This is a genomic window from Paraburkholderia sp. CI3 (assembly GCF_050436505.1).
Lineage (GTDB): Bacteria > Pseudomonadota > Gammaproteobacteria > Burkholderiales > Burkholderiaceae > Paraburkholderia > Paraburkholderia tuberum.
The window spans coordinates 2,085,590-2,106,033 of the sequence record NZ_JBNDMI010000003.1; the positions used below are offsets into that span (position 1 = coordinate 2,085,590).

Below are 20,444 nucleotides of genomic sequence, written 5' to 3' on the forward strand. Positions count from 1 at the left end.
CGCTCATTGGGCTTCCCGAGCCGGCTACCGCGCGATGCGTCAGCGGGGGCACGTACTGGTCAATGTAGTGCAAAGATCGTCGCGCCGCTGGCCAGTCGCGGGTGCTTTGACGCCAGACGCCGGTCTCGCGGGACTGGTCGTCACTCGTCGCGGAAAGGAGCAAACCGTGTGCCAACGCGCGGGCAGCCGGGCACCGCGCTAGCGCGGAAACGGGGAGGTTACGGTGAGATGGCGGGTGCCGAAGGTGCGCGCGCGCACGGAGCGCGCGCAAAAATGCGGGCATTGTTACGCACGCCGCGGGTGGCCGGCATGTAAAACGGGGCGGTGTGGGGCCGGTTTTACACGGGCGGCCCGCGTTGCACGGAATGCGGTTCAAGCGGACGCGTGAAGCCTGGGTGCCGCTCACGTGGCAGCCATGTGGCACGCGCGTGGCACTCGCATGAAATTCATCCGAACGCCGCGCAGGGGCCTTGTCACGAACCCAGCAGCCCCGCCGCGATGTTCACGCACAGGCCGAGCACCGCGACGTTGAAGTAGAACGACAGGACCGATTGGGCGAGCGTCGCGCGGCGAATTTCGCGTGAGCGCAACACGACATCGGAAGTCTGCGACGCGACCGCGATCGTGAACGAGTAGTACAGGAAGTCCCAGTAGTTCGGCAGCAAATGGTGATCGGGAAACTTCAACGCGGTCTCTTGCGCGTCCGTGTCGTAGTAGAGGCGCGCGTAGTGCAGCGTGAAGATCGTCGGAATCAGAAACCATGCGCCGATCAGCGTCAGACCGGTCAGCAGGTAGTGCCAGACGGTCGTTGCGCCGCCCGCGCCCTTGGCCGACGCGAGTTCGAGCACGATCGCGGCGATGCTCGCGATCGTCGCGACGCAGATGACGACCAGTACGACGCCCGCGTTTTCGTCGTCGCGCATCGCGTATTCGCGCACGCGGTGCTCGTCGGCAAGAGCCATATGCACCCAGATCATCAGCAGGTAGCTCCAGATGGCCGCGTCCCAGCCGATCAGTGTGCGGGCGATCGGACTCGTATGACCGGGCACGAGGAACGCGACGACGATCCCGATCACGAGGCCGATCACCGTGCGGGGCCGATTGCGAAGAAGCTGGGGATAGTAGTTGATGGACATGGATTCGATGAACGACGAAGTGTAGGGCAGTCGGTGTCGCGGATTCTACGCGTGCAACGCGGACCGATTGTCGAATGGTGGGTCACAGGCTATAGTCTTTCGCGGCGGCCTTGCGCGCCGCTTTCAGTTGAAAGGCGATTGGTAGATAACGGCAGCAATCGTTGCGATCATGCATGCAACACCGCACATGCGGCGCGCGTGAATCACGCGCACGGATACGAGACCGCTGAAGCGGCGTAAGACCAGGTTTGGGGAAGAGCAAACGAAGCGGCAGGCGAACGGCATCATGCCCTCGCCGCGCTGCTCGTCGAGAACGACTCATCATCTGGAGCCCCCATGACAGATGTTCCTGAGGATAACGATGCGCATCCCCACGTGACGCATCGGCAAGGAGCGAAGTCTTATCGCAATGCAACACGGTTCACCGGCTTGCCGCCGTCGTTTTCCGCTTCGCGCAGGGCCTGGGTGCTCGGCTCGTGCGCGACGGCCGCGGCGCTCGCGTTCGCCGGCGCGAGCCGTTCGCTGTCGTGGATCGCGCCCGCCTTCGCCGATACGCGGCCAGCCGGGGGCGGACTCGATGCCTTCCTCGCGCTTTCGCAACACCTCACCGGTCGTAGCAGTTTCGATACCGTGCTTGGCCAACGTGTCTACGATGCGCTGTCGCGTGCCGATAACCAGTTCGCGCAGAACGTCGCGGCGCTCAACACGTGGCTGCAAGGCCACGGCGGCGTGCCGTCCGATACGGTCACGCAGGCGCTGCAGACCGACCAGCCCGCGCTCGCCAAAACTGTCGGCGCGATCATGCGCGCGTGGTACCTGGGCCTCGTCGGCGACATGCCGCACGTCCAGGTGATCGCGTATGAAAAGGCGCTGATGTTCGAGCCCGTGCAAGACGTGCTCACGATTCCCTCCTATTGCCGCGACGTGCCGTTCTACTGGACGCAGAAGCCGACGCCCGCGTGAGCCGCGCGAGCCCGCGAGCGGGCCACGCCAGCAGCGCAACCAGCACGCCGGACCCGCAAGCGTCGCACGAACAAAGCCCGCAACAGGCAGGGCATCGAAGAGAGAAACGATGGCAAACACACAATCCGCCGATATCGTCGTGGTCGGCTCCGGCGTCGCCGGCAGTCTGGTTGCGCATCAGCTGGCGCTGGCGGGCGCGTCGGTGATCCTGCTCGAAGCGGGGCCGCGCATTCCGCGCTGGCAGATCGTCGAGAACTTCCGCAACTCGCCGGCCAGGTCCGACTTCGCGACGCCGTATCCGTCGACGCCTTACGCGCCGCATCCCGAGTACGCGCCCGCGAACAACTACCTGATCCAGAAGGGCGATTATCCGTACAACTCACAATACGTGCGGCTCGTCGGCGGCACGACCTGGCACTGGGCGGCCGCCGCGTGGCGGCTGCTGCCGTCGGACTTCCAGTTGCGCAAGCTGTATGGCGTCGGGCGCGACTGGTCGTATCCGTACGAAACGCTCGAGCCGTGGTACTTGGCCGCCGAAGTGCAGCTCGGCGTGTCCGGTCCCGATAGTTCGATCGATCTCGGTTCGCCGCGCTCGAAGCCCTATCCGATGCAGCAACTGCCACTGTCGTACATGGATCAGCGGTTCAGCGACGTGCTCAACGCGCAGGGCTTCAAGGTCGTGCCCGAACCGGTCGCGCGCAACAGCCGGCCGTACGATGCGCGGCCCACCTGCTGCGGCAACAACAACTGCATGCCGATCTGCCCGATCGCCGCGATGTACAACGGCGTGATTCACGCGGAGAAGGCCGAGCAGGCCGGCGCGAAGCTGATTCCCGAAGCGGTCGTGTATCGCATCGAAGCGGACGACAAAGGGCTCATCACCGCGGTCCACTACAAGGACCCGAACGGCAATAGCACACGCGTCACCGGCAAGCTGTTCGTGCTCGCGGCGAACGGCATCGAAACGCCGAAGCTGATGTTGATGTCGACCTCCGACAAATTCCCGCACGGCCTCGGCAACAGCTCCGATCAGGTGGGCCGCAACCTGATGGACCATCCCGGCACCGGCGTCACGTTTCTCGCCAACGAACCGCTGTGGCCCGGCCGTGGCCCGATGGAGATGACCTCGATCGTCAACTTCCGCGACGGCGCGTTCCGCTCCGATTACGCGGCGAAGAAGCTGCATTTGTCGAACGGCGTGCCGACGATGGCCGTCACCGCCGACCTGCTGAAAAAAGGCCTGACCGGCGCCGAGCTCGACCGGCAGATTCGCGACCGCGCGGCGCGCACGCTGAACATCAACAGCTTTCACGAACATCTGCCGGAGCCGCAGAACCGCATCGTGCCGTCGACAGATCACAAGGACGCGCTCGGGATTCCTCAGCCCGAGATCTACTACTCGATCAACGACTACGTGAAGAAGAGCGCCGCCAATACGCACGAACTGTATGCGCAGATCGCGACGCTAGTCGGCGGCACCGAGGTCTCGTTCGACGACAGCTTCGCGCCCAACAATCACATCATGGGCACGACGATCATGGGCAGCGATGCGGCGAGTTCGGTCGTCGACGCGGACTGCCGCACGCACGATCATTCGAACCTGTTCATCGCGAGTAGCGGCGTGATGCCCACCGCCGCGTCGGTGAACTGCACGCTGACGATCGCTGCACTGTCGCTGAAACTGGGCGACAAGCTGAAGCGCGAAATCTGAGCGCCGACCGGAGAGCCACAATGACGAAGAAAACCTGTCGCGCGCAGCCGGACTCTGTGCTGATGCACGTCAACCAGCGCCGCCGCTTCGGCGGCGCGGCGCTCGCGGCGGCGTTTTCGCTGTTTGCGCTGTCGATGGCGTGGCACGAGTCGCACGGCCCGGACGCAGACTCGACCGACGAAATGCCGATCACCCAGGCGCGCGCCGACGACGCGGCGCAGGCTTCGGTCGGCGGCCTGGCCATGCTCGCCGGCAAGGCCGCGAATGGCGAACTCGTGAAGCGGGGCCAATACCTGACCCGTGCTGCCGATTGCGCGGCCTGCCATACGGCGGACAAGTCGCGCCCATTCGCGGGCGGCCTGCCGATCAGCACACCGTTCGGCACGATCGTGACGCCGAACATCACGCCCGATCCCGACACCGGCATCGGCCAATGGAGCGACGCCGATTTCATGCGCGCGATGCACGAAGGCATCGGCAAAGGCGGCGAGCGGCTCTATCCGGCGTTCCCATACACCGCCTACACACGCGTGACCGAACAGGACGTGCTCGCGATTCGCGCGTATCTGAACACGCTCGCGCCGATTCACTACACGCCGCCCTCGAACAGCCTCAAGTTCCCGTTCAATCAGCGCTGGCTAATGGTGTTCTGGAACCTGTTCAACTTCACCGAGGGGCGCTTCGTGCCGGACCCGAAACAGAGCCCCGAATGGAACCGAGGCGCGTATCTGGTCGAAGGGCTCGCGCATTGCGAGGAATGCCATACACCGCGCAATTTCATGCAGGGGCTGAAGTCGAGCGCGCGTTTCTCCGGTGCGGTGCAGGCCGGCTGGCATGCGTTCAATATCACGCCGGACAAGCTGAGCGGCGTCGGCGACTGGCGCGACGACGAACTCAAGTCGTATCTGTCGACTGGCGCGGCGCCGAGCCGCGCAAACGCGGCCGGCCCGATGGGCGAAGTGGTCGCGAACAGCACGCAGTACCTGACGCCGGTGGATCTGCGCTCGATCGTCGTGTTCTTGCGCTCGGTGCCGGCGGTGAGCGGCGGCGAGGCGCGTCCCCGTCATCAATGGGGCAAGCCGGCCAGCGACGTCACCGCCATGCGCGGCACCGCGATCACCGGCGTGAACGGCGCGCAGCTGTTCGTCGCCAATTGCGCGACCTGTCATGGCTGGACCGGGCAGGGCGTGGGCGCGAGCGCGCCGGGCGCGTATCCGTCGCTGATCCACAACTCGACGGTCGGCGCGAACGACGCGAACAATCTCGCGTTGGTCATCCTGCACGGCGTGAATCGCACGACCGCGCACGCGGACGTGCTGATGCCCGGGTTCGGCGGCCATCTCGACGACGAGCAGATCGCGGCGATCACCAACTACGTGACGAAACAGTTCGGCAATCCGCAGGCGACGATCGCGGCCGACCAGGTGGCGAAGCTGCGCACGCTGCAATAGCGCGCGGGACGACTCGGGCGCGCGCCAGGAGTGACTCGCGCAAACGTGCATTTCCGGTAACGCATACCGCAAATGTGGCGTTTCAGCGTCATTTTTGCGTCGTTCGATGTCTTTCTTGATCGATGAAGCGTGCGAATACGATAGGCACCCCGCATACGCGTGCGCGTCGGCCGCATTATCATGGTGGGATGAATTCCATCCCCGCCAACTTCGTTCAGCATCACGACGCCAACGAGGCCGGCCGCGATTTCGTGGTCGGCGATCTGCACGGCTGCGTCGACGCTTTGCGCTACCTGCTGCGTCAGATCGCGTTCGATCCGACGTGCGACCGGCTGTTTTCGGTCGGCGATCTGGTCGATCGGGGCGAGCACTCGGAGCAGGCGCTCGCGCTGCTCGCGAAGCCGTGGTTCCATGCGGTGCTCGGCAATCACGAGGACGCGCTGTGCGCGGTCGCCGACGGCCGCTTGCGGCGGCAGTGGTGGTACGGCATCGGCGGCGCGTGGGCGGTCGACGTGCCCGACGAGCGCCTGCGCTATTACGCCGAGCATCTGCGCACGCTGCCGCTCGTGCGCGTGATCGGCAGCGGCAAGGCGCGCTTCAACGTTCTGCACGCTGAATTTTTCGGCTCCGACGCCGAGCTCGACGCGGGCAATTATTCGGCCGAAACGCGCCAGCAATTGCTGTGGGGTCGCGAGCTCGCGCTGGGCAACGGCGATCCGCTGCGGCAGCGCGGGCTGTCGCTGACTTATTGCGGCCATACGCCGGTGCGCGACATCACGCAGATCGGCTCGCAAGTGTTCATCGATACGGGCGCGTTCGGGCCGGACGGCACGTTGACGATCGTGCAGCCGCAGGCGTTGCGTCGTTGGTCGATCTCGGTCGAGGCCGCGCGCGCGGAAGGGGCGGCGGAATTGGCCTTGCCTTGAACGGCTGAAGTCCCCGCGCTGCTTCACCGCTCTTCTGTCACCCGACCTGATTCAACTCGAACACCATATCGACGCTCCTGCCGTTCCAGTTGTATTCGAGGTATGCCGCGTGATGGCAGTCGCGCAGCAGCATCGTGCGGAATGCCGCGAGGCATTCGCCAGCGCTGTCGCGCACCGACGGATACACGATGCCCGGCGCGCCCGACGCGCGTACCGCGCGCCCGAGCGCCTGTCCGGGAAGGTAGTCGTCGGGCGACAGCACGGCGGGATCGAACTCGGGGTCGCGACGCAAGTCGACCACGCTGCCTTGTGCGACTACCGTGTAGAGACGCATCTGTTGACGCATCGGCGGCTCGGCGGTCGCCTGGAGAAACTGACCCGTGTGATAGCGTGTTTCCGCGATCGCCGTCGCGCGTGAACGCGCGCAATAGAACACGCCGTAGGTGCCGTCGGAAAAGCGGCTGCCGAGCGGATTCAGATGCGTGAGCGCGGCCATGATCGGCCCGTAGCCGGGCCCGAAACGGCGCTCCTCGCGCGGCACCAGATCGAGTTCGCCGATTTCGGTGCGCAGCCGGTCGTTGGTCATCGCTTCGAGCGCGTACAGCGCGTCGAAATCCTCCGGCGATGCGACCCGATCGAACAGGTTGATGGCCGGAAAGCGCGTCGGAATCACGCGATACGCGGGCGACCAGTCGAGCGCGGCGCTGGTCCAGCGGTCCTGCCATTGCGGTTGTGTCACGCCCAGCCGCCTCGCATTGCGTCGAGATACTGGCGCACGGCTACGAGATCGCTGATGTTGCCCGCCAGCATGCGGTCCAGCGCGCGTTTGCCGCCGAACGGCGGCGCGCTGTTGGGACGTTTGACCCAGGTGTCGGCGGCGCTCGGCTGCGGCAGCAGAATCTGCAGCGCCTTGTAGATGCCGAGCAGCAGCGACAGTCGCTCCAGCGTGTCGTGGCTGAGGCGCGCGGTCTCGGGCGTCGCCCTCCACTTGAAGAACGTCGAGCGGCCCGGCTTGCCGAGCAGCACGATCTGCTCGTCGGCGCTCAGGTCCCAGTCGCGCGCGATGTTGAAGAACGCACGCAGACCGGCCGCGGACATCTGCGTCAGCGTGGGTTCCGAAAGCGATCGTCGCGGCGATGCCTCGGGCGAGGAAATTCGGGCAGCGTGAGCCATTGCGGGTAAGTCCCTATGTGTACTTTTTAAGAATATTAGTCCAAAAGTGGATTTTTGCAAGAGAATATGGTCCCGACTCGTTTTGGCAGTCGTCGATCAGGAGAAGCAGCAGATGCGGGTTCGAGCAGTAGCAGCGGCGCTGGCCGCGTGGTGTGTGTCGGAGGTGGCGTTGGCTGCCGGTTATGCGGAAGTGTGGAATCCGCCGGAGGCGAGCGGGCATATCGCGAGCGGACACGTGACCCGGCAGGCGCACGCGCGGAAGAAACCCGAGGCGGTGAAAGTGAAGGCGGGCGCCAAGGGCGGAATCAAGACCAAAGCTGGTGCGCATGCGCGGCAGACGGCGAGCGCCCGGCACGCGGCAACCCATGTCGCGTCGGCCGGCGCGGCCCACGGCGGCAAACTCGCGGCGTATGGGAACGGCGAGAAACATCTCGTGGCGGGCGGGAACGTGAAAGGCGGTACGAAAGTCGCGGCGTCGGGCCCGAACCGGTCGCACGCCACCGTGACCGCGCAGACCGCGAAGCACGCGCAGCCACATGTGCAACTGGCGCACGCGAAGCCGGCTCAGGGCAAGGTCGTGCACGCCGATTTCGCGGCGGCTCACACCGCGCGTCCGCATGTGGACAAGGTCGCGGCGAAGCCAGCGATTTCCCGCGCGAATCTGATCAAACCGCCCGTGCGGACTTCGCCGGACGCGTCCGCAAACGTTAGCGACATCGCGCCGATGGGCTCCGTGCCCAATCCGGCGACCGCCAGCAGCGGTTCGCTGCCGCCGATCATCCACTAAGGCTGCTTCGAGCGGCGCGGCGCGGTGTGGCATCGGTCTTGGCGTCACGCCGCGGCGAGGCCGTTTGCAAGCAGCCGCAGCGTTTCCGCCGAGCGGGCCTCGCGCACGCGCGAATGCAGCGTCACACGCGATTCCGGCAGCGCCGGCAGGCTGAGCCGCGCGCCGACGTCGATCAGACCGCGCGGCGCAACCCGACGCGCGAGCGGCGACACGGCGAGACCAGCGGCCACAGCCGCGCCCACCGCCGCGACGCCACCACCCACAAACACCTCCTGCCAGGCGATCCCCGCCGCCGTCAGCGTGCGCAACGCGACGTCACGCACGTTGCACGGCGGGCTCAATAGCGCGAGCGCTAGCGGCTCACCGACTCGCGGCAGCCATGTCGGCGTCGCGAGCCAACCGAGCGGTTCACTGAATAGCGTCTGCGCGTCATCGCGCGGCGGTTCGTCGGCGCCGTAGCGGACGATCGCCGCATCGAGCCGGCGTTCGTCGAACTGCGGGAGCAACGCCGCCGATGTGCCCATATGCAACTCGACCACGAGGCCCGGATCATGTGCGTTGAGCCGGCCGAGCAGGTGCGGGAGATCGGAGCCCGCAACGTGCTCGCTGAGCCCGAGCACGAGCCGCCGCCGCTCCACCGACAGCGCGCCGAGCGCGCGCTCGTGCGCGTTCAGCAACTCGCGCGCGGCGCCGAGAAACGCGTGGCCGTCGGCGGACAGACGCACGATGCGCGGCGTGCGCTCCAGCAACTGCTTGCCCAGGTGCGCCTCCAGTCGCTTCAGCTTCAGGCTGACGGCCGATTGCGTGGTGTCGAGCGCGTCCGCGGCGCGCGTGAAGCTGCGCAGATCGGCGACCAGCACGAAGGCGCGCACCGCATCGAGATCGAGGACTTTCATTTCGGATGGAAATGGATGAAATAGACAGGGATATCTGTTTATTATGACCGAGCGCGCCTAAGCTGTGTTCAACCCAACACCGCAAACAAGGAGCCCATCATGCCGCTCACCCGGATCTCACTGCGCGCCGGCAAGCCGGCCGAGTACCGCCAGGCGCTGAGCGCCGGCATCCAGCGCTCGCTGGTGGACACGTTCAACGTGCCGAAGGACGACATGTTCATGCTGATCACCGAGCACACGGCCGACAACATGATCTATGACCGGCAGTACCAGAATATCGACCGCGGCGACGATCTCGTCGTGATCCAGCTGACCGTCAGCAACACGCGCTCGGTCGAGCAGAAGAAGGCGCTGTACCGGCGCATCGTCAATGAACTCGGGAAGTCGCCGGGCGTGCGGCCCGAGGATGTGTTCATCAATCTCGTCGAGGTCGAGAAGGAGAACTGGTCGTTTGGGAATGGGATTGCGCAGTACGCAAGCCGTCCCGACTAGCGCCATGCGTCATCGAAGAGCGAACCACCGACCAAATTGCGACATTTCAACAAATATTGAAATATAACGGTGAAGTGGATATAGTGTCTTTATGGACACGATCAATGCCGTACGCGCGCTCGGCGCGCTCGCTCACGAATCCCGTCTCGCGATCTTTCGCCAGCTCGTCGTTGCCGGCCCCGAAGGCATGGCGGCTGGCGAAATAGCGCAGCAGTTAGGCATTTCGCCTTCCGGCCTTTCATTCCACCTGAAAGACCTGACACACGCCGGACTGGCGAGTCCGCGACAGGAAGGGCGCTTCGTCATCTACACCGCAAACTTCGACGCGATGACGTCGCTGATCGGCTTCCTCACAGAGAACTGCTGCTCCGGTGCATCGTGCGCTGCGAGCGACCTTTCCAACTGCTGCCGAGACGAAACATGAAACGCATGCACATTCACGTGGCTGTGGACAATCTTGCCGACAGCATCCGCTTCTACAGCGCGATGTTTGGCAACGTCGAGCCGACGGTCATCAAGAGCGATTACTGCAAGTGGGAGTTGAGCGACCCCGTCGTGAACTTCGCGATCTCGCAACGCGGGGCGAAACCTGGCGTCGATCACATTGGCATCCAGGTCGAAACCGATGAGGAACTGGCAGAGATGAACGCGCGCTTCGCCGCCGCTGAAGTTCCCGTGCGGCACCAGAGCGGCACGACATGCTGTTACGCGAAGTCGGACAAGGCGTGGACCGTCGATCCGCAAGGCGTGGCTTGGGAAACCTTTCTGACCCTCGAATCGGCTCCCATCTATGGGCAATCTCATACCCAGGAGGCATTGGCAGCAAACGAATCCGCGGCAGCCTGCTGCACTCCGTCCCAGGCAAGCATTTCATTTCGGAGCCGCACGTGAGCGGCAAACCGTATTCCGTACTGATTCTCTGCACCGGCAACAGCGCACGCAGCATTATGGCCGAGGCGCTGTTCAACGTGCTCGGCAAAGGACAGTTTCGCGCGTACAGCGCGGGCAGCCATCCATCCGGCGCAGTCAATCCGTTCGCGATCGAGAAATGCGCGGCACTGGGCTACGACACCGCGAAGATGCGCAGTAAGAGCTGGGACGAGTTCGCAACGCCCGACGCGCCGCAGATGGACTTCGTCATTACCGTATGCGATCAGGCCGCGGGCGAGGTCTGCCCGATCTGGCCCGGCAAGCCGATCAGCGCGCACTGGGGCTTTGAAGATCCCGCAGCCTGGCAGGGAACCGACGACGAGAAGCGCAAAGTTTTCGACAAGGTCTATCGACAGATCGTGAATCGCGTGAGCCAGTTCGTGAACCTGCCGCTGCACGCGCTCAACCACGACGCAATCCAGCGCGAAATGCGTGCCATTGGCGAGCGTCCGGCAGAGGAAACCAATGAGTCGCGCTGAGGCTCGTGCAGCAACGCGCCCGGCTATCGGCTTCTTCGAGCGCTATCTGACGGTGTGGGTCGCGCTGTGCATCGTGGCAGGCGTGATACTCGGCCAGTTGTTGCCGGGCGCATTTCAGGCGCTCGGGCGCATGGAAGTCGCGCACGTCAACCTGCCCGTCGGCGTGCTGATCTGGGTGATGATCATCCCGATGCTCATCAAGATCGACTTCTCGGCGATGAAGCAGGTCGGCAGCCAATGGCGCGGCATCGGCGTGACGCTCGCGGTCAACTGGCTCGTCAAACCGTTCTCGATGGCCGTGTTGGGCTGGGTGTTCATTCGTCACGTGTTCAGGCCGTGGCTGCCCGTCGAGCAACTCGACAGCTACCTCGCAGGTCTCATCCTGCTCGCCGCCGCGCCGTGCACGGCAATGGTCTTCGTGTGGTCGCAGCTGTGCAAGGGCGACCCGTATTTCACTCTGTCGCAGGTCGCGCTGAACGACTCGATCATGGTCGTGGCGTTCGCGCCACTCGTCGCGTTACTGCTCGGGCTGTCCGCGATTACAGTGCCTTGGGACACACTGATCGCTTCGGTTGGCCTTTACATAGTGATCCCGGTCATCCTCGCGCAACTGCTGCGCCAACGCTTTCTTCGAAAGGGCGAAGAGCATTTCCGTAGCGTCGTTGCCCGTCTCGGTCCCTGGTCCATCTGCGCCTTGCTCGTGACGCTGGTCCTGCTGTTTGCGTTTCAGGGTCAGCAGATCGTTGAGCAGCCGCTGGTGATCGCGATGCTCGCGGTGCCAATCCTCATTCAGGTGTTTCTGAACTCGGGACTGGCCTACCTGCTCAACCGCCAGCTGGGCGTCGCACATTGCGTCGCTGGCCCGTCGAGTCTGATTGGCGCAAGCAACTTCTTCGAACTCGCCGTGGCCACGGCCATCAGCCTGTTCGGTTTTCATTCGGGTGCCGCACTGGCGACGGTGGTTGGGGTTCTGATCGAGGTCCCCGTGATGCTGCTCGTCGTGGGGGTCGTGAACCGTTCGCAAGCATGGTACGAATCAGGGCAGCGGAACGCCGCGCCCAACTTGGGGAGAAACGGATCGTGATGAGTGATCTGCCGAACGTCAGCCCTATTCACCTCGATATACCGGACGTGGACAAGCTGGCACCCGTGACCACTTCAACGCATCCGCCACGCATCCTGCTGCTTTATGGGTCGCTGCGAGCAACGTCGTATAGCCGGCTGCTGACGCTCGAAGCCGAGCGCATCCTCCGTCATTTCGGAGCGCAAACGCGGGTATTCGACCCGCACGGCCTGCCGCTCGCCGATAGCGTCCCGGCAGATCATCCGAAGGTCGTCGAACTGCGCAAGCTGTCCGAGTGGTCGGAGGGGCAGGTTTGGTGCAGCCCGGAACGCCACGGCAATCTCACGGCCGTATTCAAGAATCAGATCGACTGGCTGCCGCTCGAAAGCGCGGGAATACGGCCGACCCAAGGGCGCACGCTGGCTGTGATGCAGGTGTGCGGAGGCTCGCAATCGTTCAATGCGGTAAACGCGCTGCGCGTGCTTGGCCGCTGGATGCGGATGGTGACCATCCCCAATCAGTCGTCGGTCGCGAAGGCATACCAGGAATTCGATTCCGATGGCCGTATGAAGTCCTCGTCCTACTATGATCGCGTGGTCGACGTGATGGAAGAACTGATCAAGTTCACGCTGCTCGTGCGGGACCGTTCGGACTATCTGACCGATCGGTACAGCGAGCGCAAGGAGGCCGCGCCCCTGCAAGCAAGCGTACTTGCAGGCTCGGCGATGCGACACGAAATCAACTCCAATGCCGACACCGACGACAGCGAAACCGAATGAACCCGACCACCTGCAAACCCGGCTAGAGACGTGGGTGCTGGCGTGGCTGAGCGGACTTGCTAGTCCTTACCCCACCGCCAGCGCGGCGGCTCGCCCTTCAGCCAGCACACGACCACGAGAGCCACGGTTAATAGCGCGACCAGCAAGGCGAACGTGAGCGGATGACCCGCGGGTTGAAACCGGAAAACGACCACCCCGAGCAACACGAAATACGCGAGCAGCGTCAGCCATCCTTGCCAGCGCAGGGGAAGGCCCCAACCCCAGCCATAGCGTTTGGCTGGGAACCAGTATTCACGAGAGGGTGACATCGCGCGGTCTCCTGGTTCGGGCGCTTGCTCATTGTCGACGATTCACGGTCGGTAAGTGCAAGCATTGCATCTTCCGCGCTGTATCACGCGAGACTATATTTCCTGGACCGGCTTTAACCAGAGTCCATCGACAGGAAACGCTCCATGCAACCCGCAAACCAGCAAAAAACCGTGCTTCTGATCGGCGCCTCGCGCGGCCTCGGCTTCGCGATGGTCGAGGAGTATCTGAAGCGCGGCTGGCGAGTCATCGCGACCGGCAGGCAAAATTCCACGACCAGGCTCCTACAGCTTGCGACGGCGTCACATAACGCACTCGAAGTCGAAACGGTCGACATCACGATGCCCGAACAGGTCGCCGCGTTGCGGGGCCGCCTCGAAGGACGTCCGATCGACCTGCTGTTCGTCAACGCCGGCGTCAAGAACGACGATAGTGAAACGATCGCGGATGTATCGACCGACGAATTCGTGCGCGTGATGGTGACGAACGCGTTGAGTCCGATGCGGGTCGTCGAGGCCTTGCAGGATCTCGTTCGGCCGACTGGCACGATCGGCGTGATGTCGTCGGGGCAGGGCAGCGTCGCCAACAACGAGAATGGCAACTACGAGGTCTATCGCGGCAGCAAGGCCGCGCTCAACATGTTCATGCGAAGCTTTGCCGCGCGTCATCGAAGCGATACCAGAACCCTGCTGCTGATGGCGCCCGGCTGGGTGCGAACCGATATGGGCGGGCCGGACGCGCGTCTGAGCATCGACGAAAGCATCCCGAACCTGGTCAGCACGATCGACGCTTACGAGGGCCGTGCCGGTTTGCATTACCTCGACTACCTCGGCAGAGTCGTGCCATGGTGAGCGGCAAGCGTAGGGGCCAGCGGCGGAAGAGCGCGTCGCTATAATGATTCGCCGCCCTACCACGTACCCTCAACCACTCTCTGCCATGACCATCGACCGCCCCGATCCTCCCCGCGATGCCCTCGAAGTCGGCGGCTCCGTCTGGTTTCAGGCGGGCACGCAGACGCTCGGCGGCGCGGCCCGCATCGCGCTGCTTGCGGCGATTGGCGAGACCGGCTCGATCACGAGCGCGGCGAAGGCGGTCGGCATCAGCTACAAAGGCGCGTGGGATGCCATCGACACGATGAACAACCTCGCCGGCGAGCCGCTCGTCGTGCGTCTGACCGGCGGCAAGGGCGGCGGCGGCACGACGCTGACGCCGCGCGCGGTGAAGCTGATCGAGACGTTTCGCGCGGTCGAGCGCGAGCATCGACGCTTTCTCGAACGCGCGGGCGCGGCGATTGGCGAGGGCTTCGCGACGGACTGGGACCTGATCGGCCGCATCGGCGTGAAGACGAGCGCGCGCAATCAGTTCTACGGCACGGTGTCGGCGATCGAACGCGGCACCGTCAACGACGAAGTGTCGCTCGCGCTGCCCGGCGGCCACACGATCGTCGCCGTGCTCACGCACGAGAGCACCGAAGCCCTCGGGCTCGCGGTCGGCGTGGCGGCGTTTGCGCTGATCAAGGCGTCGTGGGTCGTTTTGCTCGTACCGGGTGATGGCGATCGCGATGCGCCGTTGAACCTGTCGGCGCGTAATCAGTTGTCTGGCACCGTGCACAGCGTGAAGCGCGGCGCGGTGAACACGGAAGTGTCGCTCGGGCTCGAAGGCGGCGCGGTGGTCACGGCGGTCGTCACCAATGGCAGCGTCGACATGCTCGGTTTGCAGGAAGGCGCGAGCGCGGTCGCGGTGTTCAAGGCGTCGAGCGTGATACTTGGCGTGAAGGATTGAGGTTGCCGGGGCGTAACCAAGGCGCAATGCCACCCGCTCAACGAGGTGACGCCTCGCTGCGCGCATATCCTGCGAACGGATGATCCTCGCGCACGCGGCCGTCGCTGACCCGCACGACCTGATCGCCGAATGCGGCGACGTCGTCCGGATCGTGCGTGATCAGCACCATCGGAATATCGAGCCGCGTTTGCAGGTCCGATAGCTCGCGTCGCATGCGCTGGCGCAACTCACTATCCAGTGCGGAAAACGGCTCGTCGAGCAACAGCAGGCGCGGCTGCGAAACCAGCGCGCGCGCGAGCGCCACACGCTGCTTCTGCCCGCCGGACAGCTGCGCCGGGTGATTGCCCGCCAAGCCCCTCAATTCGAGCGCATCGAGCCAGTAATCGACCTGCGCATGCGCGCCGCGCGCACGCGGATTGAGCCAGCCCCGGTGCAGCCCGAAGCCGATGTTCTGCCGCACATTCAGATGCGGAAACAGCGCGTAGTCCTGAAACAGATACGCGATCTTGCGCGCCTGCGGCTTCTGATCGATGCCGACCGCGCTATCGAACAAGGTGGTGCCGTGCAGCGTGATGGTCCCTTCATCGGGACGCAGCAAGCCGGCGATCGCCTGCAAGGTCAGGCTCTTGCCCGCGCCCGACGGCCCGAACAGCACGAGCCGCTGCGAGCTCGCGCTGAACGCGACGTCGAGCGTGAAGCGCCGCTCGGCGGTCTCGAAGGTCTTGCGGATGGCGACGTTGAGCGGCATGTCAGCGGGCTCTCAGAAGCGTGTGCTGCGGCACGAGACGCCCCGCGAGCAGCAGGATCGTCACGCACGCGACCGATGTCACGAGCACGAGGAAGTTGGCGGTGCTGTCGTCGCCGGCCTGCACCGCCGAATAGACCGCGACCGACAGTGTCTGCGTGCGGCCTGGCAGATTGCCCGCGATCATCAGCGTCGCGCCGAATTCGCCGAGCGCGCGCGCGAACGCGAGCAGGCCGCCCGCGAGGATCCCGCGCGCGGCGAGCGGCAGCGTCACGCGGAAAAACACCGCGGCTTCGCTGACGCCGAGCGTGCGCGCCGCGCGCTCCAACTGCGGATCGACGCCTTCAAAGGCGGCGCGCGCGGACTTCAGCACGAGCGGAAACGCGACCACCGTCGACGCGATCACCGCGCCCTGCCACGTGAAGACGAGCTGGATGTCGAAGCGGTCGAGCCACGCGCCGATCACGCCGCGTCGGCCGAGCAGCACGAGCAGGTAATAGCCGAGCACGGTGGGCGGCAGCACGAGCGGCAGCATCAGCAGCGAATCGATCACGTCGCGCGCGCCGGAGCGCCAGCGCGACAGGCCGAGCGCGGCCGCGACGCCGAGCACGAGAGTGAGCGCGGTGGCCCAGCCTGCGACCTTCAGCGATAGCAGCAGCGGAACCCAGGCCTGTTGCATGAGCGTGTGCTCTCCCCGTGAATCAATGCGCCGGCTTGAAGCCGTACTTCGCGAGCACCGCCTGGCCGGCCGGCGACAGCACGAAGTCGATGAAGGCTTGCGCGTCGGCCGCGTAATGGCTGCCTTCGACCTGCGCGATTGGATAGCCGATCGGCGTTTGCGTCGGCAGGTTCAGCGCGACCTTGACCTTGTCGGGCATGATCGCGGCATCGGTGCCGAACACGAAGCCGGCGTCGACTTCGCCGCGCGCGACGTAATCAAGGCTCTGACGCACGTTCGACGCGAGCACCGCCTTCGCGCTGACCGCGTCCCACACGCCGGCGGCCTGAAGCGCGCCCTGCGTGTAGCGGCCAACCGGCACCGAGGCCGGATCGCCGAACGCGACTCGCTTGACGTTCGCGGTCGTCAGCGCATTGAGGTTGGCGGGCGCGAAATGACTGTCGGCTGGCACGATCAGCACCAGCGAGTTGGCGGCGAAGTCGCGCCGCGTCGACGGCACGATCACCTTTTCGGCGGCGGCCTTGTCCATTGCCTTCTGATCCGCGGACGCGAATACGTCGGCGGGCGCGCCTTTGACGATTTGTTGCATCAGCACGTCGGACGCGCCGAAGTTCAACAGAACCTTGGTGCCCGGATGCTGTTGCTCGAACGCGTCGCCGACCGCCTTGAACGCATTGGTCAGGCTGGCGGCGGCCGAGACCACCAGTTCATCGGCGTGGGCATTGACGCTGACCACGACGGCGACGGCGGCTGCGACGCACAACGCGTACTGCTTCAGAGGGCAAGAGAGTGTCATGAAGGACCTGGAGTCGGACGTGAACGGGAAGCAGTAGCTTAAAAACGCTATCGTAATATATGCGCGGTTATAGCGGTGGGCGAAACGGTCGATTCGGCGCAGCGCTTCACGTATGGCGTGAAGCGAGGGAAGTGCTACGAAACTGTAAAAGGAAGCTTGAAAACGCGGCGGAAGGGCCGGCGCAGCGTGCTCAGATGTCCGACGCGCGCATCGGCTGGAGCGTATTGCGTGTTTGCGACAGCGGCGCGGCCGACGGTCGAATGTCGCGTGGGGACAGCCATTTCGCGCGAATGAACGGCCGGTCGTGGCCGGACACCTTCAATGCGATATGCGTGACCCAGCGCTGCGTGGGCACGTGCACGCCGTGCATCAGGATTGCCAGCACCATCAGGCTGACGGTGACCGGGAGCGCCGACAGCCGGCCCGGCTCCGCATTCCACGCGATGCGCACGAACACGAGCGCGGTGAGCGCGCCGACGAGGCAGCCAGTCACGGCTTCGGACGGCGAATGCGCGCTCAGCGCGACGCGCGACAAGCCCACCGCCAGGCCGGCGGCAAGCCCCCCGAGCACGCCGAGCAGCCGGACGGCGCGGCGCGCGGGCAATAGCATCAAAAACAGCGCGACCGGATAGACGGCCGTGGACAGCATGGAGTGACCGCTGACGCCGGTGAAATCGAGCTCGCGCACGCCGACGCCCCAGCCGAGGAAGGCGAGCTTGGTCAAGGTCACGACGCCGATCGCCGTACCGAGCAGCGCGAGCCAGCAGGCCGCGAGCCGCCACGAGTAGCCGACCGCCAACCACAGCGCGATGGCGAGCGCGAGCGGCAGCGTCAAGCCGGCGCCGCCGAGGCTGGTGATCGAATACCACAGGTGGATCGGTAAATCGGGCATGGCGGGAGCGCGACGCGGGTCGCGTGAAATCGGGTTGGTGGAAATCGGCGCGCGGCCGGCACGAAACGCCGATGCGGCCCGGATCGACACGTCGGGAGATCAACCGCCAGTATAGTCGGGTGTCGCGCGACAGTCTTGCGGCGCACAGCGCTTTTGCACGCCGAATGTGGGCTGCCGAACGGCTATCGATGTGGTTTGACGACAGGGCTCCGGCAAGGTTCGCGACGATCGAAATGGGGCACGAAGAGCGGCGCTGTGTTCAGCACCGCAGGAAAAATGATGTTATTGTGCATTGCACAACTTCATCTGATCCGCAGTTTTGGGGTCCGCCTTTGTCCCTTTTGCGAGGTTATCGCCGATGGCAAAAAGCCTGTCGAAAATCTGGCTGCGTGGTTTCAAGCGCCTGCTCGCGATCCAAACCGAACACGCGCAAAAAACCGCCAAGCGAGCGCAGGCGCGACCGGTTCGCGCCGCCACCACCAAACCGTCGAGCAAGGCTCATCCACTGAAGCCGGCTGCCGCGCTACGCACGCCGATGAAACGCGAAGCGCCGCGCGAGTCGCGCGTGCGTCCACGCGCGGCCGCGTGGGCGAGCGGCGCGTGGACGCGCTCGTTCCACTCCGCGCCGGCCGCGCCGGGCCGGCTGGTCAATCACCTGCAGTACGGGCTCTATATCCCGTCCGGGCACGCGCATGAGGCGATGCCGCTGGTCGTGATGCTGCATGGCTGCACGCAGTCGATCGACGAATTCGCCGAGGGTACGCGCATGAACCTGCTCGCCGACCGCTACGGCTTCGCGGTCGTGTATCCGGAGCAATCGAAGCACGCGCACTCGCACCGCTGCTGGCATTGGTACGATGCCGGCGACAACGCGGGCGGCGCGGAAGCGCGCGCGGTCGTGTCGCTGGTGGATTCGCTGGTCGAGCACCACGGCTTTGACCGCGCGCGTGTCTACGTGGCGGGGATTTCGGCGGGCGCGGGGCTGACCGCGCTATTGGCCGTCAAGTACCCCGGGCATTTCGCCGCGGTCGCGCTGCATTCCGGCCCCGCTTTCGGCGAGGCGCGCTCCGGCATTACCGCGATGGACGTGATGCGGCGCGGCGCGCGTCGCGAGCCGGCGGAACTCGTCGACGAAACCACGAACGTCGCGCAATACCCGGGCATGCCGGCATTGATCGTCCACGGCGATGCCGACCATGTGGTGGCGCCGGTCAACGCGGACCAGTTGGCGACACAGTTCCTGCGTCTGAACCGCCTCATTGACGCAAACGGCGCGCGCAAAGCCGGCGAGACACGCGAGGACCGCAAAAATGGCGTCGTGATGCGCGATTATCTGCGCGGCGGGCGGCGCGTGGTGCGGGTTTGTCGTGTGCAGGGGCTGGGTCACGCATGGGCCGGCGGCGACGATGCGCTGCCCTTCCATTCGTCCAAGGGCCCGGACGCGAGCGCCATGCTGTGGGAGTTTTTCCGGCATCAGCGTCGTACGGACGCGGGCCGCATCGAGGAAGGATTGGCGGCATCGTCGGTCGGGCGGTGACGTCCGAGCAACACCTCGAAAATGAGCAGTGGCATGTAATCAGGGTTTTCCCCTATAATGCGGGTTATCCCTTAGGCGTAAACGCCTAGCTATCACTGCCGAGGTGAACCATGTATCTGATCAGCCGCCTGTTCCTGTTTCTGACCAAGTCGCCGGACCAGCTCGCGAAGGAGCGCGCTGACGCCTATCTCGCTGAAGCGACCGATCTCTACGATCTCGAATTCCGCATGCGCAAGCTCGATCAAGAGACGAACGCGCGTCCGTCGTGGATGAGCCAGCACTACGGCTAAGCCGACTGCCTGTAACCGGCATCAGGCCGTCAGCAATCGGAACATCGGCGCGTGGTGAGGCGCTGGTGTTTGGGGTTCGCCATCAAGGCCATTGCCCGTATCGCGCACTCCCCTTTACTCATCGTGCGGCCTTCGCGCCCGCTTGACAGACTCCACTCAAGCAGCCGGATTCAGCTGCCACAACGCGTAGTTCAAAAGCGCGGCGTACGCGACCCACACGACATACGGCACGAGCAGAATGCCCGCGAGGCGATCGCGCCGCCAGAACACATACGTCAGCATCACGATCAGTAGCAGCAGAATCAGGATGTCGATCAGCGCCGTCTCCGGCCGATGCAGGCCGAAAAACAGCCACATCCACGCGGCGTTGAACACCAGCTGCACGACCCACAGTACGACCGCCGCGGTCAGGCCGTCGCGCTTCCACACGCGCCACGCGGAAAACGCCATCAGCACGTAAAGTACGGTCCAGACCGGTGGGAAAACCCAGTTCGGCGGATTGAACACAGGCTTTTGCAGGCCCGTGTACCACGCGTCCGGCAGAGACAGACTCGCGGCCCAGCCGGCCGCCAGCGTCAGGATCAAAAACACGAGCAGCGACGGCAGACGGCGCATCTTCGCCCCCTTCAGA

25 protein-coding genes are annotated in these 20,444 nt (G+C 64.9%); 15 read left to right on the forward strand and 10 right to left on the reverse strand.

Features of this window, described 5'->3' with window-relative positions; translation table 11 throughout:
* Window positions 1-473: 473 nt before the first annotated feature.
* Window positions 474-1,136: a DUF1345 domain-containing protein gene (locus OKW29_RS18270; RefSeq protein ID WP_187617543.1), complete on the reverse strand. Its 663-nt coding sequence runs from the start codon at window positions 1,134-1,136 to the stop codon at window positions 474-476.
* A gap of 336 nt (window positions 1,137-1,472) precedes the next feature.
* Here OKW29_RS18270 and OKW29_RS18275 point away from each other — a divergent pair, with 336 nt between their 5' ends.
* From OKW29_RS18275 to OKW29_RS18290, 4 genes are all read left to right on the forward strand, one after another.
* Complete coding sequence (locus OKW29_RS18275) at window positions 1,473-2,099, forward strand: sugar dehydrogenase complex small subunit (RefSeq protein WP_187612186.1); 627 nt, start codon at window positions 1,473-1,475, stop codon at window positions 2,097-2,099.
* 109 nt (window positions 2,100-2,208) lie between these two features.
* Window positions 2,209-3,810 (forward strand): GMC family oxidoreductase, encoded by a 1,602-nt coding sequence (locus OKW29_RS18280; protein WP_429292001.1) that lies wholly within the window; start codon window positions 2,209-2,211, stop codon window positions 3,808-3,810.
* Between the two features lie 20 nt (window positions 3,811-3,830).
* Window positions 3,831-5,261, forward strand: a complete 1,431-nt coding sequence (locus OKW29_RS18285) for a cytochrome c (protein WP_429292002.1) — start codon at window positions 3,831-3,833, stop codon at window positions 5,259-5,261.
* Between the two features lie 188 nt (window positions 5,262-5,449).
* Window positions 5,450-6,187 (forward strand): metallophosphoesterase, encoded by a 738-nt coding sequence (locus tag OKW29_RS18290; protein WP_260336613.1) that lies wholly within the window; start codon window positions 5,450-5,452, stop codon window positions 6,185-6,187.
* A 37-nt stretch (window positions 6,188-6,224) separates the two neighbouring features.
* Here the strand turns inward: OKW29_RS18290 and OKW29_RS18295 are convergent, their stop codons facing one another.
* Entirely contained in the window at window positions 6,225-6,926 is a 702-nt protein-coding gene (locus tag OKW29_RS18295) for an RES family NAD+ phosphorylase (protein ID WP_184036080.1), read from the reverse strand.
* Complete coding sequence (locus OKW29_RS18300; protein ID WP_018424156.1) at window positions 6,923-7,285, reverse strand: MbcA/ParS/Xre antitoxin family protein; 363 nt, start codon at window positions 7,283-7,285, stop codon at window positions 6,923-6,925. The genes OKW29_RS18295 and OKW29_RS18300 overlap by 4 nt, the downstream gene beginning before the upstream one ends.
* A 187-nt stretch (window positions 7,286-7,472) precedes the next feature.
* Between OKW29_RS18300 and OKW29_RS18305 the strand changes: the two genes are divergently transcribed.
* Window positions 7,473-8,147, forward strand: a complete 675-nt coding sequence (locus OKW29_RS18305; protein WP_429292003.1) for a hypothetical protein — start codon at window positions 7,473-7,475, stop codon at window positions 8,145-8,147.
* A gap of 44 nt (window positions 8,148-8,191) precedes the next feature.
* Here the strand turns inward: OKW29_RS18305 and OKW29_RS18310 are convergent, their stop codons facing one another.
* Window positions 8,192-9,043 carry a LysR family transcriptional regulator gene (locus OKW29_RS18310; RefSeq protein ID WP_429292004.1) on the reverse strand — a complete coding sequence of 284 codons (852 nt, stop codon included), beginning with the start codon at window positions 9,041-9,043 and terminating at the stop codon, window positions 8,192-8,194.
* A 99-nt stretch (window positions 9,044-9,142) separates the two neighbouring features.
* Here OKW29_RS18310 and OKW29_RS18315 point away from each other — a divergent pair, with 99 nt between their 5' ends.
* The 6 genes from OKW29_RS18315 (at window position 9,143) to arsH (ending at window position 12,786) form a co-directional block, all read left to right on the forward strand.
* The gene (locus tag OKW29_RS18315) at window positions 9,143-9,535 is read left to right on the forward strand and encodes a tautomerase family protein (protein WP_429292005.1); all 393 of its coding nucleotides are present in this window, start codon (window positions 9,143-9,145) and stop codon (window positions 9,533-9,535) included.
* A gap of 91 nt (window positions 9,536-9,626) precedes the next feature.
* The gene (locus tag OKW29_RS18320) at window positions 9,627-9,959 is read left to right on the forward strand and encodes an ArsR/SmtB family transcription factor (protein ID WP_429292006.1); all 333 of its coding nucleotides are present in this window, start codon (window positions 9,627-9,629) and stop codon (window positions 9,957-9,959) included.
* Window positions 9,956-10,426 carry an ArsI/CadI family heavy metal resistance metalloenzyme gene (locus tag OKW29_RS18325; RefSeq protein ID WP_429292007.1) on the forward strand — a complete coding sequence of 157 codons (471 nt, stop codon included), beginning with the start codon at window positions 9,956-9,958 and terminating at the stop codon, window positions 10,424-10,426. Before OKW29_RS18320 ends, OKW29_RS18325 begins: the two co-directional genes overlap by 4 nt.
* Entirely contained in the window at window positions 10,423-10,944 is a 522-nt protein-coding gene (locus OKW29_RS18330) for an arsenate reductase ArsC (protein ID WP_429292008.1), read from the forward strand. The genes OKW29_RS18325 and OKW29_RS18330 overlap by 4 nt, the downstream gene beginning before the upstream one ends.
* Window positions 10,931-12,028, forward strand: a complete 1,098-nt coding sequence (gene arsB / locus OKW29_RS18335) for an ACR3 family arsenite efflux transporter (protein ID WP_429292009.1) — start codon at window positions 10,931-10,933, stop codon at window positions 12,026-12,028. Before OKW29_RS18330 ends, arsB begins: the two co-directional genes overlap by 14 nt.
* A complete protein-coding gene (gene arsH / locus OKW29_RS18340; RefSeq protein WP_429292010.1) occupies window positions 12,025-12,786 on the forward strand; it encodes an arsenical resistance protein ArsH in 762 nt (253 codons plus the stop codon). The genes arsB and arsH overlap by 4 nt, the downstream gene beginning before the upstream one ends.
* A 59-nt stretch (window positions 12,787-12,845) precedes the next feature.
* Here arsH and OKW29_RS18345 read toward each other — a convergent pair whose 3' ends face one another.
* Complete coding sequence (locus OKW29_RS18345; RefSeq protein WP_429292011.1) at window positions 12,846-13,094, reverse strand: hypothetical protein; 249 nt, start codon at window positions 13,092-13,094, stop codon at window positions 12,846-12,848.
* 144 nt (window positions 13,095-13,238) lie between these two features.
* Between OKW29_RS18345 and OKW29_RS18350 the strand changes: the two genes are divergently transcribed.
* Together OKW29_RS18350 and OKW29_RS18355 are read left to right on the forward strand one after the other, a co-directional pair.
* A complete protein-coding gene (locus OKW29_RS18350; RefSeq protein ID WP_429292012.1) occupies window positions 13,239-13,943 on the forward strand; it encodes an SDR family NAD(P)-dependent oxidoreductase in 705 nt (234 codons plus the stop codon).
* Window positions 13,944-14,028: 85 nt separating this feature from the next.
* A complete protein-coding gene (locus tag OKW29_RS18355; protein WP_429292013.1) occupies window positions 14,029-14,874 on the forward strand; it encodes a TOBE domain-containing protein in 846 nt (281 codons plus the stop codon).
* Window positions 14,875-14,911: 37 nt separating this feature from the next.
* On the opposite strand, the gene OKW29_RS18360 is transcribed toward OKW29_RS18355, so the two are convergent.
* The 4 genes from OKW29_RS18360 to OKW29_RS18375 all read right to left on the reverse strand — a co-directional run bounded on the left by OKW29_RS18360 (window position 14,912) and on the right by OKW29_RS18375 (window position 17,986).
* The gene (locus OKW29_RS18360; RefSeq protein WP_429292014.1) at window positions 14,912-15,622 is read right to left on the reverse strand and encodes a sulfate/molybdate ABC transporter ATP-binding protein; all 711 of its coding nucleotides are present in this window, start codon (window positions 15,620-15,622) and stop codon (window positions 14,912-14,914) included.
* 1 nt (window position 15,623) lies between these two features.
* On the reverse strand, window positions 15,624-16,298 hold the full coding sequence (gene modB / locus OKW29_RS18365) for a molybdate ABC transporter permease subunit (RefSeq protein WP_090808372.1): 675 nt from the start codon (window positions 16,296-16,298) through the stop codon (window positions 15,624-15,626).
* Window positions 16,299-16,320: 22 nt separating this feature from the next.
* Window positions 16,321-17,094: a molybdate ABC transporter substrate-binding protein gene (gene modA, locus OKW29_RS18370; protein WP_429292015.1), complete on the reverse strand. Its 774-nt coding sequence runs from the start codon at window positions 17,092-17,094 to the stop codon at window positions 16,321-16,323.
* 190 nt (window positions 17,095-17,284) lie between these two features.
* Window positions 17,285-17,986 (reverse strand): phosphatase PAP2 family protein, encoded by a 702-nt coding sequence (locus tag OKW29_RS18375; protein WP_429292016.1) that lies wholly within the window; start codon window positions 17,984-17,986, stop codon window positions 17,285-17,287.
* Between the two features lie 358 nt (window positions 17,987-18,344).
* Here OKW29_RS18375 and OKW29_RS18380 point away from each other — a divergent pair, with 358 nt between their 5' ends.
* Window positions 18,345-19,523, forward strand: a complete 1,179-nt coding sequence (locus tag OKW29_RS18380; RefSeq protein WP_429292017.1) for an extracellular catalytic domain type 1 short-chain-length polyhydroxyalkanoate depolymerase — start codon at window positions 18,345-18,347, stop codon at window positions 19,521-19,523.
* 110 nt (window positions 19,524-19,633) lie between these two features.
* A complete protein-coding gene (locus tag OKW29_RS18385; RefSeq protein WP_090808381.1) occupies window positions 19,634-19,813 on the forward strand; it encodes a DUF3563 family protein in 180 nt (59 codons plus the stop codon).
* A gap of 156 nt (window positions 19,814-19,969) precedes the next feature.
* Here the strand turns inward: OKW29_RS18385 and OKW29_RS18390 are convergent, their stop codons facing one another.
* On the reverse strand, window positions 19,970-20,428 hold the full coding sequence (locus OKW29_RS18390; RefSeq protein ID WP_429292018.1) for a TspO/MBR family protein: 459 nt from the start codon (window positions 20,426-20,428) through the stop codon (window positions 19,970-19,972).
* Between the last annotated feature and the right edge of the window lie 16 nt (window positions 20,429-20,444).

Coding starts and splice junctions, on each gene's coding strand:
- OKW29_RS18270 (WP_187617543.1), bottom strand. CDS start 1,136: ATGTCCATCAACTACTATCCCCAGCTTCTTCGCAATCGGCCCCGCACG.
- OKW29_RS18275 (WP_187612186.1), top strand. CDS start 1,473: ATGACAGATGTTCCTGAGGATAACGATGCGCATCCCCACGTGACGCAT.
- OKW29_RS18280 (WP_429292001.1), top strand. CDS start 2,209: ATGGCAAACACACAATCCGCCGATATCGTCGTGGTCGGCTCCGGCGTC.
- OKW29_RS18285 (WP_429292002.1), top strand. CDS start 3,831: ATGACGAAGAAAACCTGTCGCGCGCAGCCGGACTCTGTGCTGATGCAC.
- OKW29_RS18290 (WP_260336613.1), top strand. CDS start 5,450: ATGAATTCCATCCCCGCCAACTTCGTTCAGCATCACGACGCCAACGAG.
- OKW29_RS18300 (WP_018424156.1), bottom strand. CDS start 7,285: ATGTCCGCGGCCGGTCTGCGTGCGTTCTTCAACATCGCGCGCGACTGG.
- OKW29_RS18305 (WP_429292003.1), top strand. CDS start 7,473: ATGCGGGTTCGAGCAGTAGCAGCGGCGCTGGCCGCGTGGTGTGTGTCG.
- OKW29_RS18310 (WP_429292004.1), bottom strand. CDS start 9,043: ATGAAAGTCCTCGATCTCGATGCGGTGCGCGCCTTCGTGCTGGTCGCC.
- OKW29_RS18315 (WP_429292005.1), top strand. CDS start 9,143: ATGCCGCTCACCCGGATCTCACTGCGCGCCGGCAAGCCGGCCGAGTAC.
- OKW29_RS18320 (WP_429292006.1), top strand. CDS start 9,627: ATGGACACGATCAATGCCGTACGCGCGCTCGGCGCGCTCGCTCACGAA.
- OKW29_RS18325 (WP_429292007.1), top strand. CDS start 9,956: ATGAAACGCATGCACATTCACGTGGCTGTGGACAATCTTGCCGACAGC.
- arsB (WP_429292009.1), top strand. CDS start 10,931: ATGAGTCGCGCTGAGGCTCGTGCAGCAACGCGCCCGGCTATCGGCTTC.
- OKW29_RS18345 (WP_429292011.1), bottom strand. CDS start 13,094: ATGTCACCCTCTCGTGAATACTGGTTCCCAGCCAAACGCTATGGCTGG.
- OKW29_RS18350 (WP_429292012.1), top strand. CDS start 13,239: ATGCAACCCGCAAACCAGCAAAAAACCGTGCTTCTGATCGGCGCCTCG.
- OKW29_RS18355 (WP_429292013.1), top strand. CDS start 14,029: ATGACCATCGACCGCCCCGATCCTCCCCGCGATGCCCTCGAAGTCGGC.
- OKW29_RS18360 (WP_429292014.1), bottom strand. CDS start 15,622: ATGCCGCTCAACGTCGCCATCCGCAAGACCTTCGAGACCGCCGAGCGG.
- modB (WP_090808372.1), bottom strand. CDS start 16,298: ATGCAACAGGCCTGGGTTCCGCTGCTGCTATCGCTGAAGGTCGCAGGC.
- modA (WP_429292015.1), bottom strand. CDS start 17,094: ATGACACTCTCTTGCCCTCTGAAGCAGTACGCGTTGTGCGTCGCAGCC.
- OKW29_RS18375 (WP_429292016.1), bottom strand. CDS start 17,986: ATGCCCGATTTACCGATCCACCTGTGGTATTCGATCACCAGCCTCGGC.
- OKW29_RS18380 (WP_429292017.1), top strand. CDS start 18,345: ATGGCAAAAAGCCTGTCGAAAATCTGGCTGCGTGGTTTCAAGCGCCTG.
- OKW29_RS18385 (WP_090808381.1), top strand. CDS start 19,634: ATGTATCTGATCAGCCGCCTGTTCCTGTTTCTGACCAAGTCGCCGGAC.
- OKW29_RS18390 (WP_429292018.1), bottom strand. CDS start 20,428: ATGCGCCGTCTGCCGTCGCTGCTCGTGTTTTTGATCCTGACGCTGGCG.